Below are 17,174 nucleotides of genomic sequence, written 5' to 3' on the forward strand. Positions count from 1 at the left end.
TCCTCCTGTAAATAAAATCAGGCAAGCGTTATACTGTCGTCAAGATAAACATCCTGAACAGTATTCAATAATCCGACGCCCTCGTTAAAAGGCCGCTGAAAAGCTTTCCTTCCCAGTATCAAACCCATACCTCCTGCTCTTTTATTTACTACAGCCGTTACAACAGCCTCCTGCAAATCGCTTTTTCCAAGACTCTCTCCACCGCTGTTAATCAGTCCAACGCGACCGCTATAGCAGTTCAACACCTGGTACCTGGTAAGATCAATGGGATGATCGGTTGTGAGTTTTTCATATACCAGCTTATTTGTCTTTCCCTGATTTGTGGCCAGGAAGCCGCCATTATTCACAGGCAGCTTCTGTTTTATTATGTCGGCCTGGATGGTTACACCGAGGTGATTAGCCTGTCCTGTTAAATCAGCCGATGTATGATAATCTTTCCCGCCTGTTTTAAAAGCATTGTTCCGGGTGTAACACCAGAGGATGGTTGCCATGCCCATATCATGCGCCAGTTGGAAGGCAGTTGATACTTCCTGCAATTGTCTTGTACTTTCTTCACTGCCCCAGTAAACAGTGGCTCCTATTGCAACAGCCCCCATTTCCCATGCGCTTTTAACAGTGCCATAAAGAACCTGGTCATAGCGGTTGGGCATGCTCAGCAGCTCATTGTGATTGATTTTTACTATGAAGGGAATTTTGTGGGCATATTTACGACTCATTATGCCAAGAACGCCGTATGTGGATGCCACAGCATTACATCCTCCTTCGATAGCCAGCTTTATGATGTTCTCAGGGTCAAAATAAATCGGGTTTACTGCAAATGCAGATCCTGCGCTGTGTTCAACACCCTGATCGACCGGCAGAATACTGCAGAAACCGGTATTCGAGAGCCGTCCATGCTGAAGCAACGCCTGAAGGCTGCGCAGTACCTGGTTATTGCGGTTGCTGTTCATCCAGATTTCATCAACGTGATTACCTGAGGGAGTATGAATTACAGTACTGTCGATCGTATTGCAGGTATGGTTAAGAAGTCCGTCTGCCTTTTCCCCGAGTATCTCAATTATCTTGCTGTTTGCCATGGTTTTGTTTTATATAAGGAAACATAATAAAGGAGGGATGGTTTAAGCGGGATGCTGGATACTGATAAAGATCGTCATTGCGAGGAGCGTGAATCGACAATGATTATAGAAATAATTAATTGCGACGAAGCAATCTACCCGAACAGGAACGGCGCTTCAAAGAGTCACTTTATGTAAATAAAGTCTGTCTTGGCAAGGCTCATCCTGTGCGGTCAGATTGCTTCGTCGCGATACATTTTGGTATAATCAATTATAATTCATGCTCCTCGCAATGACGGATTACCTAAGTTAATTTATTGTTAATATAAGCCAATGCCGAACAATCAATTCCAATTCTGTTTAATTTCATTGCATCAAACGCAAAACAGAATTTACTACCTTTCACATTATTTAATAAACCTATTCAACATATCCAAAACATTATGAACACCAATAGTCGCAGGTCTTTCCTTAAAAACAGCTTTATAGGCATATCCGGCACGGCACTGATTCCTTCAATAACCGCATCTGCCGGCGTGAAAACAATAAATGAACTTCCGGTCCGCAAGCTCGGTAAAACCGGGATTCAGGTTCCGCTGATCAGCATGGGGACAAGTGGCGCCTCAAGTACTGGATTTATAAAAGCAGCCTATGATGCCGGAATCAGGTTATTCTTTTCTGCAACCTATTATGGTGAGGGGAATAATGAAATCCTTGTCGGCCAGGCCCTGAAAGACATACCCCGGAGCAGCTACATGGTTGGAACTGCTGCATCACCCGATGGTATGGATATGCGTTCAGGTACCCTTTCTGCTGCTTTTACCAGTGAAGGATATATTAAGAAAGCAGAAGAAAGCCTTAAACGTTTTGGCATGGAACAAATCGACTTTGTGCTTCTTCCTTTCGCCGGCAAAAAAGAAACCGTTCTGCATGAAGGGGTTTTGAAAGCCTTTGAGCAGCTTAAAAAGCAGGGTAAGGTAAAGTATGTGGGAATCGCTTCGCATTCCGACAGCATTGAGGCATTGGACGCAGCGGCTTCATCGGATATCTACGATGTAGCCATGATTGGTTACAATTTCAAGAGTCCGGATCTTGAAGCCTATAACCAGGCCATTAAGCGGGCTGCCAAAGCAGGGATCGGGATTGTTGGCATGAAAACTACTGCAGGTGCAGGAAGGAATAAAACAGGTCCGGCTGTTAATGTGACGGCAGCCCTGAAATGGGTTTTAAAAAATGAGGATATTACAAGCATTGTCTCCGGTATGTCATCGTTGGATGAACTTCAGAAGAACATGGCCATGCTGAAGAACCTGAACATGACCGAACAGGAAATCAACGACCTGAAACTGGCTTCAGTTGAAATGAATAAGGGACTGTATTGCAGGCAGTGTAAGGAATGCATTCCACAGTGTCCGAATGAGCTGGATATTCCCACTCTCATGAGAAGCTACATGTATGCTTACGGCTATAAAAACAGGGAACAGGCCTGGTATACGCTGGCAGACGCCGGAATTAAAGGCAATCCCTGCAGTTCTTGCGACGGCTGTAATGTGAATTGCAGCAGTGGATTTGATGTAAAAGAGAGGATTACCGATATCGCCAGGCTAAGTGATGTGCCGGTGGAGTTTGTGAGGGCGTGAATATTGAACGTCATTGCGAGCCTTCGATTCCTGCGAAGACGAAGCAATCTGCCCGAACAGGCAGGACCTTATCAGGAGATATACATCGGTACCTATTTCTTTTGGCAAGGGTTTTCCTGTGCTGACAGATTGCTTCGTCGACTAAATATACTGGTATAATCAGAGTTATTTCTGGCTCCTCGCAATGACGGGCTTTTGGCTACGGTTTATCCACAAGAACCTTCCACTCTCCGTTCTTCTGCTTCTTCCAGGTGGCGAGGTAAATGCCGTGTGATTCGACAATTCCCCCGTTGCCTGGCATGCGGGTTGTCCATTTTCCGTAGGTGGAACCCAGATCCCCTGATACGTCTGCTCCCTCAGCATGCCAAGTGCACAGGAAACCGGGCTGATTCATCAGGCCTTTCCAATAGTTTTCCAGATTTGCATGGCCTTTTATTATAAGGGTTCCGTTTACTGCAAATCCCATACTGTCATAGAAAGCAGCCATTTTCACAGGATCATTTGATGAACAGGCAAGTTGCCAAAGGCTATCGGCTTCCAGTAACCTGGCGATATCTGGATTTACAATTTCCGGAGCTTTTTTACATGAAGTAATCAAAGCCAGCAGGCAGATTAGAGTGTACCATTTCATGAGAAGTGAAATTGAGATTACACTTAAAAGTACAATTAATTTTCGTTATACAAAACCGAACGGAATACCGGCTCTTCGCAACATAACATCGGATATATTTGTTATACACATGGTTGCCAGCCGGCCTCGTTAACAGAAATATTCAATTCAATTATGCATCAACCAAACCATAAGTCATATGCCCTGATAACCGGTGCCAGCAGGGGACTGGGAAAAGAGATTGCCGAAGAACTGGCTATGAGAGGGATTAACCTTCTGCTGGTTTCACTCAAAAATGAAGGACTTGCTGATCTCGGGCATCAATTATCTAAAAGAAATAAAATAGAAGTAAAACATATTGAAGCAGATCTTTGTGAATCAAACACCGTATTTCATATAGCGGAATGGGCTAAGGCAGCGGGACCTGTCAGCATACTTGTGAACAATGCCGGTATGGGCGGCACATATGCTTTTGAACAGGCGCCGGTTGAATATATTGACAATATCATCCAGCTTAACATCAGGGCCACGTCCCTCCTCACCCGGTTAATGCTGCCTGTTCTGAAATGCCAGCCCAGTGCTTATATATTGAATGTATCGAGTCTTGCTTCCTTTTCACCTGTGGCTTATAAAACCGTGTATCCGGCATCCAAAGCGTTTATATGGTCGTTTTCAAGAGGACTTTATGAAGAGCTTAAAAATACAAGTGTTTTTGTAAGTGTTGTTCATCCGGGACCTATGCGCACAAATGCCGATGTTACAAACCGCATTGCAAGTCAAAGTCTGGTTGGCCGGCTTGGAGTTATGTCAACCCGTGAAACAGCCACGATTGCTGTAAACAAGCTTTTCGCAAGAAGAACACTTATAATTCCGGGCTTTTTTAATAAAGTTAACTGGCTGATGACAAAGATTTTCCCCCTGTGGTTGAGGCTTATTGTTCTATCTAAGGTGATGAAAAAGGAAATCCGGCCATTCAGTGTTATAATAAACCGGACACCGGTCAAACATAATCTTTAACTTTACCGGAAATACAGCCTATTATGAAAAAGAGCGCCGGAATCCTTGTTTACAGGTTAAAAAAGGATAAACCTGAGGTTTTGCTTGTACATCCGGGAGGGCCTTTTTACAAAAACAAAGATATCAGCACATGGACTATCCCAAAGGGAGAATTCGACGATAACGAAGATGCTTTTGAAGCTGCAAAGCGTGAATTTCTTGAAGAAACCGGTTATGAAATTGAGGGAAATTACATTCAGCTGTCGCCTGTAAAACAGAACGGCGGAAAATGGGTGCATGCCTGGGCGGTTGAATGCGATCTTGATACGGATAATATTTGCAGCAATACATTCACATTGGAATGGCCTCCAAAATCGGGTAAAAAGCAGGACTTTCCGGAAATCGACAAAGCCGGCTGGTTTACAATTGAACAGGCACGTGAAAAGATACTGAACGGGCAGATACCGATACTGGAGGAGTTGATGCAAAACGTTATTGCGAGGAGCGGGGCGTAACCCAGCCGTCATTGCGAGACTTCGATTCCTGCGAAGTCGAAGCAATCTGCCAGCGCAGGAAATACCTCGCCAAGACAGACTCCAGGACCTCAAAGTAGGTCTTTGCCATGCCCTGCCTGTTCGGGCAGATTGCTTCGTCGCATTTTCATACTACTATAATCAGGTGTTTACCACGCTCCTCGCAATGACGTTTGCCTGAACCTTTAAACTCTTCAACTTGTTCCTTCCAAAACAAGGAAATGAATCCAACCCCGTTCAATGAAATCAATCCAGACATCACATCAGGCCGGAACCGGTCATACTGGACAATCTCATCAAAGCCTATCCAATTTGAAACGCTTAAAAAGAACATGGAAACCGATATACTGGTTATAGGCGGGGGTATTTCAGGATTAACTACAGCATATTGTCTTTCCAGGTCTGGCCGCAAGGTTGTGCTTGTTGAAGACGGATTTATCGGCAGCGGGGAATCAGGACGCACAACGGCCCATATAACCTATGCTCTTGATGACCGGTATTCAGAAATAGAAAACATGTTCGGTCATGAAAAAGCGCTTCTGGCAGCTAACAGCCATATGACGGCCATTCAATGGATCAATTCCGTTATCCACACTGAAAGCATCAGCTGTCATTTTAAAAGGGTTCCCGGTTACCTGTTCCTGCACAATTCAGATAAAATTGAAACCCTTGAGAAGGAGTACCAGGTCACCAAAAGTCTTGGTCTTTATACCGATGTTCTTCCTGAAACACCCGGAGTATCAGCGCTTATTGAAAAACGTTGCATTAAATTCCCTGGCCAGGCACAGTTTCATATTTTGATGTACTTAAAAGGACTTTCAGAAGCATTTATCAGGAAAGGAGGCAAAATTTTCACCGAATCCGGGGCTGAAAACATAACAAAAGAAGGAGCCACAGTCAACGGATATAAGGTAAAAGCCAGCCAGATTGTTGTAGCCACAAATTCTCCTGTAAATGACCTGGTGACAATGCACACAAAGCAATATACATATCGCACATATGTGATTGCAGCCAGTATCCGGAAGGGATCTCTTCCCTATTCACTCTGGTGGGATACCGGGGGCCAGCAGTCGAAATGGGTTACCAAGCCCTATCATTACGTGCGTCTTGAAGAATTTGATGAGAAGTTTGATCTTCTGATCGCGGGTGGCGAAGATCATAAAATCGGGCAGGCAGATAAAGAGAATATACCCGAACAGAACAGGTATGAAAACCTTGTAGCATGGACTCGTAAACATTTTCCGGCTGTTGAAACAATTGCCTATAAATGGTCAGGCCAGGTGATGGAGCCTGTGGATTCACTGGCATTCATCGGGAAGAATCCGGGTGATGAAAACATTTACATTATTACTGGTCACTCAGGTAACGGTATGACATATGGCACCATTGGCGGAATGCTGGTTTCGGATATGATACTGGGAAAGAAGAATATTTGGGAATCGCTTTATGATCCATCAAGAAAACCTACCCATGCAGGCGGTGATTTCGTGAAAGAGGCAGTGAACATGGCTGCCCAATACTCCGACTGGATTTCAGCAGGGGATGTAAAAGAACTGGCAGATTTGAAACCGAGGCAAGGTGGTATATTTACATCAGGATTAAAAAAAGTAGCTGTATACAGGGATGACATGAGCATATTGCACGCCTTTAGTGCGGTATGTCCGCATCTTGGCGGAATTTTACGCTGGAATGCGGATGAAATGTCATTTGATTGCCCGGCACATGGTTCAAGGTTCACAACCGGTGGAAAAGTAATTAACGGACCGTCGCAATCCGATCTTAAAAAAATAGAAATTAAGGAATAATTTTCTATTTTTGAAAGGGTTTCTTATCTGTATACCCACAAATCAACATTTCGCTTTACTGTTTTCATATGAAGTTCTGTTTGCTCTTTACCATAATTCTGATGATGGGATTGAAGGGTACCTGTCAGCCTGATACCAGTATTGTTCCCATAGTAGCCTACTGGAAAACCGGTGATATTTGGGGATTCAAAGTAACTAAAATTAAACAAACCATTCAGGATCAGAAAGTAGTTCAAAATGATTCCATTCATTACTTGGCAAAAATGGAGGTCCTGGCACAGGATTCTGATACTTATACACTTGACTGGACTATGGCAAACCCGTTTTATGACGCCTTCGGGTTACCTGCTTCGGTTAGAAAAAAATACCCGAACTACAACTATACAAATGTTATCTATAAAACAACTGAAACAGGCGTATACATTGGAATTCAGAACTGGCAGGAGATTGGTACAATGCTGAAAAAACTGATAGGTGAAAAAATTAGCAGCCTTTCTTCAGACACAATAAGTCAGGCCGGGCAGATCCGAAAAGAACTGAATTCTTTGTCATCAGTATATAATACTAAAAGGGGAATTGAACAGCTTGTCTTTAAAGAGCTGATGATGTTTCATTTTCCTCTTGGAAAACAATATACTGTAGGCAAAATATATAACTATAACGAGAAGGTGCCGGTGATGAAGAATAGTCAGCCTGCAACCGGAAACGGCATTATTGTGCTTCGACACTTAAACAAGGAAAAGCAGACTTGTGAGTTGTTGCAAAGAATGAAAGTTCTGCCCGACTCGGCGAACACCATGTTAAAAAACTATTTTTTGCACCTTGGCATGCGAAAAGAAGCTATTGCCGGTGCGATTTCGGAGTCAATTGTCAGTGTGTATGACGATAACATTTACAATTACTTAATTGATCCGGGTATTCCCTTAAAAATATTAGTATCGAGGGAGACCGTTATTGATGTTCTGGATGATCATGTGAAACAGATTGACAAGACTATTATCGAGAAAGTTCCTTAACCAAATCTCAGATACATGAATCCAATTGACCTCAAACCCACAAACACCACCCCTGCCATTGTTCTTCATGATGACAAACTACTGATTAAAGGCAGATCCATTCCGCTGAGCGAGGCTAAGTTTTATGATCCCTACATTGAATGGGCAAAGGATTGCAGGTTTGACCATCTTTATGTAGATATCAACCTGGAGTATATGAACAGCAGTTCTTCAAAAAAACTCCTGTATTTGCTTAAAACGCTCGACGGAAATCCTGCAATTCGTGAACTTACCATAACATGGTATTTTGAATCGGGCGACGATGAATTGAAAGACCAGGGAAGGTTATTCGAAAAATTAATGAAACATGCCCATTTCAGGTATGTAAAATACGGCGATAATTCTTAACGGCGTATTTTTCTTACCTGTTTTTGCTTTTCGACGGAAGCAACGCCCTGAATTCGCAGGTCGTCAAGGTCACGATCCTGTTCAACTTTGCCTGTAATTACACCTGATATTTTCAGAACCTGTGTTATTTCACAACCCAGGTTCTGAAGACGGCTTGCCACCTCATCAATAGTCCCGAGATAATCGTCAGTTACCGATGCAATAAAATATTTTTTCATAATACAAATTTTAGGGAGCCTGAACCAGTCCCGACCCTGCATCAACCGAACTGAGCTTAAGCCTCTTTGCATGTTGTGTAATCAAAGCCCAAACGCCAAGCGGTCCGGCTTTCTTGTTTTGTTCGAAAAACAATCCTGCAATACCTGCCACAAAAGGAGTTGCCATACTTGTGCCATCCCACTTTTCATGTTTTCCCTGTTCATTGATCATGCTGTATACTGAAACGCCCGGAGCTGCTATATCCACCTGTCCCCCTTTTGCTTTGGTTCCCCCGCAGGAAAAAGGTGCAATTTTCATAGAACTGTCAACTGCACCAACGGCCATTATAGAAGGGCAATTGGCAGGATGGCCGACAGGTGCTACAAAAGAAGGTCTGTTACTTTCATTTCCCGCGGCTGCAACAATGAGAGCTCCGTTTTTAACAGCCCTTTTTGCTACCGATTCATATGTTTCGGAATAAGGCTCTCCAGGCTGGCTAGCTGCGCCCAGCGACATGCTGATGACCCTGCACTTATTTGTCATTGCCCATTCGATACCGGCAAGAATGCCACCATCGGTCCCTTCGCCCTGGTCATCGAGAACCTTTCCCACGAATATATTTGACTCACATGCAACCCCATAGCGAAAACCGTCGGCATCCTTATACCCGCATGCAATTCCGGTGCAATGAGATCCATGTCCGTCGACATCGCCCGCCTTGCCCGTACTCACAAACTTTTTGGTTTTTATATTCCGGCCTTTCAGGTCTTCATGCTGTTTGAAAACACCCGTGTCAAGGATGGCAATGTTAACTCCTTTTCCTGTAAAAGGTGTCTCAAATACACCGGTGGCCTTTATTCCCCAGGAGAATTCAGCATTATCAGCGGGGGCTTTTACTTTACGAGTTCCGATTTTGTAAACATACCTTTCCGGCTCAACCGACAAAACACCTTTGCCAGCAAGCTCACGGTTAACAAAATCAATTTCATCTTCCCTGTTGAAGTTGATAACCGCCACGTTCAGCATTTCAAAATAAATGCCATCGCCGGTTGAAAAGGCCTTATCGAAATTTTCAGGATGGAGGGCGTAATCATTATAATGGGCCATCCGGATGGACGCATTATGAGTGGCCTTAAAAAACCGCTCACGTTTCAGATTTGAGTTTAGCAGGATCAGGTTTCGCCCTGTGTGCTTTTTTGTCTGAGTGTTTTTTGTTTTCATGAGAGAGTTTATTTGGGTTAAAGTATTGGGCTAAACGACACTTAAACAATGATTTCAAAAATAGTTGAAAAATGTAAACATTTTTCATATATTGCGACAAGAAGGTGAATAAATTACTGACAAAGCCTTATTCCTTAAACCCTTTATATGAAGAAAAAGATAATCCTTGAGTACTCCATCAACTCATCACCCAAAGTGGTTTATCCAAGGTTAAGCACTCCCGGCGGATTATCAGAATGGTTTGCCGATAATGTAAATATAAAGGGAATGCAATACAGTTTTTTTTGGGAAAACACTGAACAGAAAGCGGATATCATTCAACGGAAGGAGAATAAATACATCCGATTCCGCTGGGTTGATTCAACTGAACCTGAAGCACACTGGTTTGAATTCAGGCTGAACACTGACGAGCTTACGGGTGATACCGCATTGATCATCACTGATTTTGCCGATGACGACGATAAGGAGAGCGTTATTGACCTTTGGAATTCACAGGTTTCGAAGCTTAAGCATGTAATTGGCCTGTAATTGCTTTACCTCTCCAAAAATATCCTAGCTTTGTAAACGTTTTTGATGTTTTATTTATAGGAGACCGGCGTGAAACGTTTGCACAGATTGGTTATAAAATCCTTTCTCGGGCCATTTGTAATGACCTTCTTCATTGTCCTTTTCCTGCTTCTGATACAATTCCTCTTTCGTTACATTGATGAACTTGTAGGTAAGGGGCTGGGTATAAAAATTATTGGGGAATTCTTCATGTATGCATCAGCTGGCCTTGTTACTCTTGCATTGCCTCTTTCTGTGCTTCTTTCATCGCTGATGACATTCGGAAATATGGGTGAGTTTTATGAACTCACAGCCATTAAGGCATCCGGCATATCGCTTCAGAGGGTCATGATCCCGGTTGTCATCCTGGCCATATTGATTTCTGCGGCAGCTTTCTTTTTTGCCAATAATGTAGTTCCGATCACCAATTTAAAAATGCGGACTCTCAGGAACGACATGAAAAACCTGCATCCAGAGGTGGTCATTAATGAAGGTGTTTTCAATAAGCTCATTGAAGACCGTACCATCAGGGTAGGCAGGAAAGACCCTAACACCAATATGCTTTATGATATAAAAATATATGATCATTCAGGAAGCCGCGGCAATCTTGATGTGACAACGGCTGATTCAGGCCGGATGAAGATGACTGAAGACAAGCGGAATATGATTATTACCCTGTGGGATGGCTACAAGTATACCGAAGTAGAAGAAGGAAGACGCAGGCGCGACAGGCGTTACCCTCACAGGACGCTTAAATTCAGGGAAGAGAACATTATTATTGCGATGTCTGGATTTGAGATGACCCGAACGGATGAAAATATATTCAAAAGCTCTTACCAGATGCTTAATGTTTCCCAGCTTAAGCGTGCCAAGGATTCTTTGAAGAGGGACATCAGGATCGGCAGTGAAACATTTTCGCAAAATCTGATTACAAGCAGTTTTTTTAAGCTCAACAGCAAAGCCACAACCTTCGGACAACGGTACAACCAGATCCGTTATGCGCGAGATCAGAAGTTAGGGAGTTCAAAAGAAAATACAACAATCGGTGCTCCTGATCCATATGATCCCCTGAGAGTGGTTAACAGCCGGCCGGCCGGTAACCAGACTGTTACTAAACCCAAAACGGCCGAACAGAGGAAAGTAGAAGCCCGACGGGCTGCCTCAATGGCCCGAAGGGACCTTGCAAATCCTAAACCGGCTATTCCGGATACAATAGTACAGGCAAGAAGAGATTCCATTTTTGAGGCTGCTCAGAAAAAGCTGAAGAAGATCGACAGTTTTGACAGCCTGTATCAGTCGCTTTCTCTTGCCAATAAACACCGCGTAATAACCGAAGCCACCAATAATGTATCATCGAATACCTACATGGTTCTCACCTCAACCGAGCGAATGGATTATGAGACCCGGAAACTACGCAAGCATGAGATCGAGTGGCATCGCAAATTCACTCTTTCAATTGCCTGTCTTATCTTTCTGTTTATAGGCGCACCTCTTGGTGCTATTATCCGTAAAGGCGGACTCGGCTTGCCGACCGTAATTTCAACCCTGCTGTTCATAATGTACTATGTGATCTCATTAATCGGGCAGAAACTGGTTGAAGAGAGCATCTTAACTTCGTTCCAGGGAATGTGGCTGTCTTCATTCATACTGATCATAGCCGGAATATTCCTCACCTACCAGGCGACCAATGACTCGGCCATTCTCAACATCGACACCTACCTCAACTGGATTCGTGAAAAAGCCGGATTAAGGCGAGGCGCGCTTCTTGAAAAGAAGATGCACATTGCGGGAAAATTCGAAATTATTGAGATACCAAGGACCCAACTTCAGGATAATTTCAGGGAAATAGGAGAAATGGCGGGGCGGTGTGTACAGCAGCTTGAAAATGACACAACATGGTCTGAACTCTTTAAGAAATCACTTCATAACACAGGTTTCTTCTATCTTCTTGAATTTGGTATACATTACAACAGTTTTCTCGACCAGGTAATTTTAAGTACCTGGTTCAGGATACCGTATTTTGAAAAGAGACTTGAAGAATTTCCTATTATTCACGGCCGGATAACTTCTGAATTTTTTAAACTTAAAACGTACCGCCTGATTGCACTGATTATTTTCCCTGTAGCCCTGATCAGGCTTTTCCATTTGAGGTTTAAAATCTACCAGTTAAAAAGGAATCTTATGCAGGTTTCGGATTTATCAACCGGTATGATTAATTTATTGAACAGTTCCACCTACAGAAACATATTAGTTACGCTTGAATGAAAATACTGCAACTGACCAATAAACCTCCATATCCGCCACGAGACGGTGGTTCACTGGCTATGTTCGGTATGGCAAAAGCGTTAAAAAGCCTGGGCCATGAAATAGTTGTTCTCACTATGTTCACAGATAAACACAGGTTAAAACTCGAACAACATAAGGAATTCAGCAAGATAATGGAAGTGCATACCGTGTATGTCAATACGATTGTCAATCATACAGGTATGCTGATGAATTTACTGTTTTCCAAAAAGCCCTATACAGCTACAAGATTTTATTCCCGCGTTTATGCCAATGAGTTGGCGAAACTGTTGCAAAGCCGGCACTTTGATTTTGTTCAGCTCGAAGGTTTGTACCTCACTCCCTACATACCGGTAATTCGCAAATATTCAGATTCAAAGATTGTTTTGCGTGCCCATAACATTGAACATGAAATCTGGGAAAGAATTGCACATGAAGAAAAAGTGTATTACAGGAAAAGATATTTCAGTATCGTCGCTCAAAGGGTGATGGATTTTGAATATAAAGCACTGAATACCTATGATCTGCTGGTTCCGATAACTGAGAGGGATCTGTTAAAATTTAAAAGCATGGGTAACCTGAAACCCGCCCATGTTAGTCCTGCCGGCGTGGATATCAACCCCGAATGTTCCCGGGATGAAGTTCCATCGATGCCGGGCACAGGATTCAGTTTATTCTACCTGGGTTCACTTGATTGGATTCCCAACCAGGAAGGTCTTGTATGGTTCACTACCCATGTATTTCCCAAACTTCGCCGGAAATATCACGATCTCAGGCTTCATGTGGCAGGGCGAAATGCCCCCATGTTACTTATAAGCAAGATTGTTCAGCCCGGTGTTGTTTATCACGGGGAAATCAATGATCCCGATCGTTTTACCAGGGAACACACTGCTCTGATTGCACCCTGTTTTTCAGGAAGCGGTATGCGACTCAAGATTATCGAGGCAATGGCACTGGCTAAACCAGTGATCACAACCACAATGGGAGCCGAAGGCCTGTCGGCCGTAAATGGGAAACATCTATTTATAGCTGATGATCCTGACAATTTCAGCCAGGTAACAGAAATGCTTATCAATGACCGCGATTTGTGCATCTCAACAGGAAAAGAGGCGTGGAAATTTGTATGTGAACATTATAATAACAGGGACATAGCCGTGTCACTTGCTGCATTTTATAACAATTACATGAAATGATCCTCAAGGTCCTTTTTTGGTTTTTCCTTGGCATTGTAATCTATACCTATGCAGGATATACCTTACTGTTATTAATTGCCAGCGGGCTGCGCAGATTATTCACCGCCTGGAACACTACGGATGAAACACGGGCGGAACCTGCTGTAAGCCTTCTGATACCTTCATATAATGAAGAACGATATGTTATTGAAAAAGTCAATAATTCACTCGAACTGAATTACCCGGCTGATAAATTAAAGATAATTTGGATAACAGATGGCACAAATGACAATACATATGAGCTTCTATGCCGTTATCCGCAGATGGTCATTATGCATCAGCATGAACGCCGGGGAAAGATCCATGCCATGAACAGGGGGGTTAAATCGGTCTCCACACCGGTTGTTATTTTCACCGACGCCAATACGATGCTTAATCCGGAAGCTATCCGAGAGATCATCAAACCTTTTTCCGATCCGGCAACCGGTTGTGTAACGGGTGAAAAGAGGATTGCCGATAAGGGATTGCAGAAAGCTGCCGGCGCAGGAGAAGGATTATACTGGCGATATGAATCATTTATCAAGAAGCTTGAATCGGATACCGGATCGGTAATGGGCGCTGTGGGAGAAATTTTCGCAATTCGCACTGAACTGTACGATGAAGTTAAGGAAGATACCATTCTCGATGACTTTACGCTTTCATTACAGGTACTGCAGAAAGGTTATCATATCAGGTATGCTCCGGGCGCATGGGGTACCGAAACCGCATCATTAACCGTTTCCGAAGAAATGAAAAGAAAGGTAAGGATAGCCTCAGGCGGGATGCAGTCTCTTCTTCGCATGGGTGAATTGCTGAATCCTTTCAAATACGGAATGACAAGCTTTAAATATATTTCTCATAAAGTTCTCCGCTGGACGTTGGTACCTTTCTCCTTTCCGGTAATTTTTCTTTTGAATCTGGCTATAGTGCTTATTGGTAAAAGCCCGGTATATGAAGCGATGCTGGGATTGCAATGCTTATTTTATGTACTGGCACTTGCCGGAAAACTGATGGAAAATGTAAGAACACGACTTGGTTTCCTTTTTGCGCCATATTACCTCCTTATAATGAATTATGCCGTATTAACCGGCTTTTTTAAATTCCTCAGGGGAGATTATTCGGTTAAATGGCAGAAAGTCAAACGCACCTGATGAATTTCATTGATTTTTAGACCTGAATTTGATTTATTCGTAGTTGTGGTTCTACAAATTGTATAACAGTTGTAACTTTGCAGATTAATTTTTTACATGAATCTCTCATCCGGATTGGGTTATGAATAACATGCTGATTGAATTGAATACAGTTAAGGAGGCCATTGCAGATATTAAAGCCGGAAAAGTTGTTATTGTTGTTGATAATGAAGACAGGGAAAACGAAGGCGATTTTATTTGCGCTGCCGAGCTTATAACACCAGAAATAGTAAATTTCATGGCCACCTATGGCCGGGGATTGATCTGTGCTCCTATTCCCGAGAAAAGATGTGAACAGCTTGAACTGGAATTAATGGTGAAAAGCAATACCTCATTGCATGCCACACCCTTTACGGTTTCTGTTGATCTGCTCGGCCATGGCTGCACCACCGGTATATCGGCCAGTGACCGTGCCAAAACAATCCGGGCACTTGTTGACCCTGATACCCGGCCGGAGGATCTTGGCAGGCCCGGACATATTTTCCCCCTGAAAGCAAAAGCAAAAGGTGTGTTACGCAGACCCGGACATACCGAGGCCGCCATTGATCTTGCCCGTCTGGCCGGATTAAAACCCGGTGGCGCCCTGGTTGAAATTATGAATGAGGACGGCAGTATGGCCCGTCTTCCGGAACTTCTTGAAATTGCCAAGAAACATAAGCTCTGTATTATCACGATCAAATCCTTGATCGCTTATCTCCTTGAGCAGGAAAGTCTTGTAATTAAGGGTGAGAAAGCAAAGCTCCCCACTAAATACGGAACCTTTACAGTAATCCCATTTATTCAGAAGTCAAACCGGCTTGAACACCTTGCGCTCATAAAAGGCACCTGGACGCCTGATGATCCGGTGATGGTAAGGGTTCATTCATCATGCATGACTGGTGATATTTTCGGTTCTTACCGATGTGACTGTGGACCGCAGCTTCATGAGGCCATGAAAATGATTGAAAAGGCGGGGCAGGGTGTTGTGGTTTACCTGAACCAGGAAGGAAGGGGAATCGGACTTTTCAACAAAATAAAAGCCTATAATCTTCAGGAAAAAGGCCGTGACACTGTCGAAGCCAATATCGAGCTGGGATTTGAGGAAGATGAACGTGACTACGGTGTGGGCGCCAGTATTCTTCATGAATTAGGACTCGGAAAAGTAAGGCTGATAACAAATAACCCTGTAAAACGTGCCGGCCTCGAAGGTTATGGGATTACAATTGTTGATAATATACCGCTCTGTATTCCTCCGAACGAGCACAATGAGTTTTACCTGAAAACCAAGAAAAACAAGATGGGTCATTTGCTGGATCTTCTTGAGGACAAGGATTTCAGAATTGTTAACGAATAAGGAATGGACAAAAACCCGGGCATCGTTTTCATGGGAACTCCCGAGTTCGCTGTGGCTTCTCTTGACGCTATATTTAAGGCCGGATATGATATAAGGGGTGTTATTACAATGCCCGACAAACCTTCAGGAAGGGGTCTTCAGCTACATCAATCTCCTGTAAAGGAATATGCCCTGGCTCATGGTCTGAAAGTATTGCAGCCGTTGAAACTTAAGGACCCTGATTTTCTGAAAGAGCTGAAATCGCTTGATGCCGGTCTCCAGGTTATCGTTGCCTTCAGGATGCTTCCTGAAGAAGTATGGAATATGCCGCCAATGGGAACCTTTAACCTTCATGCATCCCTTCTTCCTCAGTACCGGGGCGCTGCACCCATAAACTGGGCAGTTATCAACGGGGAAAAGAAAACCGGAGTAACAACATTCTTCCTTAATCATGAAATAGACAAAGGATCGGTGATCCATCGCCGTGAGACGGAAATTGGTGAAAACGAAAATGCAGGCGACATTCATGACCGGTTGATGGAAATGGGTGCTGAACTGGTTGTGGAAACCATTCGGGATATAATATCGGGTAAAGCCAGGGGAGTTGCCCAGGACATGATCACTGAACAGGGAGAACTCAGGCCTGCTCCGAAAATTTTCCGTGAAGACTGCCGGATCAGGTGGGACCAGGAATCCATAAAAGTCCACAATTTTATAAGGGGATTGAGCCCGTTTCCAACAGCATGGACTGAATTCGAATCGGCAAATGGGGTAATCACAGGAATGAAAATATATGAAGCGCGGCCGATGTATGAGCCACATAACCATACTTCAGGAACCATTGTAACTGACGGGAAGACCTTTTTAAAAGTGGCCACAAAAGACGGTTTTATTAATATACTGAAACTTCAGCAGCAGGCCAGGAAACAGATGGGTGTAGAGGAGTTTTTGAGGGGGGCACAACCGTCGTCATTGCGAGGAGCGAGATAAGTACTTGATTATAATCAGAATTTAAGGCGACGAAGCAATCTGCCTGCACAGGAAACTGTTCGGGCAGATTGAAAAAGCCCGTCATTGCGAGGAGCGTGAACTTACAATGATTATAAAACTGTTTAATTGCGACGAAGCAATCTGCCTGCACAGGAAAAGCCTAACCAAGACAACAATTTGG

At 43.6% G+C, this 17,174-nt stretch carries 16 protein-coding genes; 12 read left to right on the top strand and 4 right to left on the bottom strand.

Annotated elements, in window-relative coordinates:
* Nucleotides 1-17: 17 nt before the first annotated feature.
* Nucleotides 18-1,076: a class I fructose-bisphosphate aldolase gene (locus tag VK179_16485; protein HLO60350.1), complete on the bottom strand. Its 1,059-nt coding sequence runs from the start codon at nucleotides 1,074-1,076 to the stop codon at nucleotides 18-20.
* A 422-nt stretch (nucleotides 1,077-1,498) separates the two neighbouring features.
* On the opposite strand from VK179_16485, the gene VK179_16490 reads away from it, so the two are divergent.
* Nucleotides 1,499-2,695 carry an aldo/keto reductase gene (locus tag VK179_16490; protein HLO60351.1) on the top strand — a complete coding sequence of 399 codons (1,197 nt, stop codon included), beginning with the start codon at nucleotides 1,499-1,501 and terminating at the stop codon, nucleotides 2,693-2,695.
* 199 nt (nucleotides 2,696-2,894) lie between these two features.
* Here VK179_16490 and VK179_16495 read toward each other — a convergent pair whose 3' ends face one another.
* Entirely contained in the window at nucleotides 2,895-3,326 is a 432-nt protein-coding gene (locus VK179_16495) for a nuclear transport factor 2 family protein (protein HLO60352.1), read from the bottom strand.
* A gap of 153 nt (nucleotides 3,327-3,479) precedes the next feature.
* Here VK179_16495 and VK179_16500 point away from each other — a divergent pair, with 153 nt between their 5' ends.
* The 5 genes from VK179_16500 to VK179_16520 all read left to right on the top strand — a co-directional run bounded on the left by VK179_16500 (nucleotide 3,480) and on the right by VK179_16520 (nucleotide 8,042).
* Nucleotides 3,480-4,322, top strand: a complete 843-nt coding sequence (locus VK179_16500; protein HLO60353.1) for an SDR family NAD(P)-dependent oxidoreductase — start codon at nucleotides 3,480-3,482, stop codon at nucleotides 4,320-4,322.
* 23 nt (nucleotides 4,323-4,345) lie between these two features.
* Nucleotides 4,346-4,816, top strand: coding sequence for an NUDIX domain-containing protein (locus tag VK179_16505; protein ID HLO60354.1), 471 nt, complete (start codon nucleotides 4,346-4,348; stop codon nucleotides 4,814-4,816).
* A 239-nt stretch (nucleotides 4,817-5,055) separates the two neighbouring features.
* On the top strand, nucleotides 5,056-6,639 hold the full coding sequence (locus VK179_16510; protein ID HLO60355.1) for an FAD-dependent oxidoreductase: 1,584 nt from the start codon (nucleotides 5,056-5,058) through the stop codon (nucleotides 6,637-6,639).
* A 68-nt stretch (nucleotides 6,640-6,707) separates the two neighbouring features.
* Nucleotides 6,708-7,655 carry a hypothetical protein gene (locus tag VK179_16515; protein HLO60356.1) on the top strand — a complete coding sequence of 316 codons (948 nt, stop codon included), beginning with the start codon at nucleotides 6,708-6,710 and terminating at the stop codon, nucleotides 7,653-7,655.
* A 15-nt stretch (nucleotides 7,656-7,670) separates the two neighbouring features.
* Complete coding sequence (locus VK179_16520; protein HLO60357.1) at nucleotides 7,671-8,042, top strand: SiaC family regulatory phosphoprotein; 372 nt, start codon at nucleotides 7,671-7,673, stop codon at nucleotides 8,040-8,042.
* On the opposite strand, the gene VK179_16525 is transcribed toward VK179_16520, so the two are convergent.
* Together VK179_16525 and VK179_16530 are read right to left on the bottom strand one after the other, a co-directional pair.
* Nucleotides 8,039-8,260: a hypothetical protein gene (locus VK179_16525; GenBank protein ID HLO60358.1), complete on the bottom strand. Its 222-nt coding sequence runs from the start codon at nucleotides 8,258-8,260 to the stop codon at nucleotides 8,039-8,041. The genes VK179_16520 and VK179_16525 overlap by 4 nt on opposite strands.
* Before the next feature lie 10 nt (nucleotides 8,261-8,270).
* Nucleotides 8,271-9,461, bottom strand: coding sequence for a S8 family serine peptidase (locus VK179_16530; protein ID HLO60359.1), 1,191 nt, complete (start codon nucleotides 9,459-9,461; stop codon nucleotides 8,271-8,273).
* A 147-nt stretch (nucleotides 9,462-9,608) separates the two neighbouring features.
* Here VK179_16530 and VK179_16535 point away from each other — a divergent pair, with 147 nt between their 5' ends.
* From VK179_16535 to fmt, 6 genes are all read left to right on the top strand, one after another.
* Nucleotides 9,609-9,989 (top strand): START-like domain-containing protein, encoded by a 381-nt coding sequence (locus VK179_16535; GenBank protein HLO60360.1) that lies wholly within the window; start codon nucleotides 9,609-9,611, stop codon nucleotides 9,987-9,989.
* A 69-nt stretch (nucleotides 9,990-10,058) separates the two neighbouring features.
* Complete coding sequence (locus VK179_16540) at nucleotides 10,059-12,272, top strand: LptF/LptG family permease (GenBank protein ID HLO60361.1); 2,214 nt, start codon at nucleotides 10,059-10,061, stop codon at nucleotides 12,270-12,272.
* The gene (locus VK179_16545) at nucleotides 12,269-13,483 is read left to right on the top strand and encodes a glycosyltransferase family 4 protein (protein ID HLO60362.1); all 1,215 of its coding nucleotides are present in this window, start codon (nucleotides 12,269-12,271) and stop codon (nucleotides 13,481-13,483) included. The genes VK179_16540 and VK179_16545 overlap by 4 nt, the downstream gene beginning before the upstream one ends.
* Complete coding sequence (locus tag VK179_16550) at nucleotides 13,480-14,652, top strand: glycosyltransferase family 2 protein (protein ID HLO60363.1); 1,173 nt, start codon at nucleotides 13,480-13,482, stop codon at nucleotides 14,650-14,652. The genes VK179_16545 and VK179_16550 overlap by 4 nt, the downstream gene beginning before the upstream one ends.
* Before the next feature lie 121 nt (nucleotides 14,653-14,773).
* Nucleotides 14,774-16,024, top strand: a complete 1,251-nt coding sequence (locus VK179_16555; GenBank protein HLO60364.1) for a bifunctional 3,4-dihydroxy-2-butanone-4-phosphate synthase/GTP cyclohydrolase II — start codon at nucleotides 14,774-14,776, stop codon at nucleotides 16,022-16,024.
* A 3-nt stretch (nucleotides 16,025-16,027) separates the two neighbouring features.
* The gene (gene fmt, locus VK179_16560; GenBank protein ID HLO60365.1) at nucleotides 16,028-16,993 is read left to right on the top strand and encodes a methionyl-tRNA formyltransferase; all 966 of its coding nucleotides are present in this window, start codon (nucleotides 16,028-16,030) and stop codon (nucleotides 16,991-16,993) included.
* The last annotated feature ends 181 nt before the right edge of the window (nucleotides 16,994-17,174 follow it).

This window comes from Bacteroidales bacterium, from assembly GCA_035299085.1.
In the GTDB taxonomy this organism is placed as follows: Bacteria; Bacteroidota; Bacteroidia; order Bacteroidales; family UBA10428; genus UBA5072.

Excerpts from the sequence above, each read along its gene's own strand:
- VK179_16485 (HLO60350.1), bottom strand. The coding sequence starts at position 1,076 with ATGGCAAACAGCAAGATAATTGAGATACTCGGGGAAAAGGCAGACGGA.
- VK179_16490 (HLO60351.1), top strand. The coding sequence starts at position 1,499 with ATGAACACCAATAGTCGCAGGTCTTTCCTTAAAAACAGCTTTATAGGC.
- VK179_16495 (HLO60352.1), bottom strand. The coding sequence starts at position 3,326 with ATGAAATGGTACACTCTAATCTGCCTGCTGGCTTTGATTACTTCATGT.
- VK179_16500 (HLO60353.1), top strand. The coding sequence starts at position 3,480 with ATGCATCAACCAAACCATAAGTCATATGCCCTGATAACCGGTGCCAGC.
- VK179_16505 (HLO60354.1), top strand. The coding sequence starts at position 4,346 with ATGAAAAAGAGCGCCGGAATCCTTGTTTACAGGTTAAAAAAGGATAAA.
- VK179_16510 (HLO60355.1), top strand. The coding sequence starts at position 5,056 with ATGAATCCAACCCCGTTCAATGAAATCAATCCAGACATCACATCAGGC.
- VK179_16515 (HLO60356.1), top strand. The coding sequence starts at position 6,708 with ATGAAGTTCTGTTTGCTCTTTACCATAATTCTGATGATGGGATTGAAG.
- VK179_16520 (HLO60357.1), top strand. The coding sequence starts at position 7,671 with ATGAATCCAATTGACCTCAAACCCACAAACACCACCCCTGCCATTGTT.
- VK179_16525 (HLO60358.1), bottom strand. The coding sequence starts at position 8,260 with ATGAAAAAATATTTTATTGCATCGGTAACTGACGATTATCTCGGGACT.
- VK179_16530 (HLO60359.1), bottom strand. The coding sequence starts at position 9,461 with ATGAAAACAAAAAACACTCAGACAAAAAAGCACACAGGGCGAAACCTG.
- VK179_16535 (HLO60360.1), top strand. The coding sequence starts at position 9,609 with ATGAAGAAAAAGATAATCCTTGAGTACTCCATCAACTCATCACCCAAA.
- VK179_16545 (HLO60362.1), top strand. The coding sequence starts at position 12,269 with ATGAAAATACTGCAACTGACCAATAAACCTCCATATCCGCCACGAGAC.
- VK179_16550 (HLO60363.1), top strand. The coding sequence starts at position 13,480 with ATGATCCTCAAGGTCCTTTTTTGGTTTTTCCTTGGCATTGTAATCTAT.
- VK179_16555 (HLO60364.1), top strand. The coding sequence starts at position 14,774 with ATGAATAACATGCTGATTGAATTGAATACAGTTAAGGAGGCCATTGCA.
- fmt (HLO60365.1), top strand. The coding sequence starts at position 16,028 with ATGGACAAAAACCCGGGCATCGTTTTCATGGGAACTCCCGAGTTCGCT.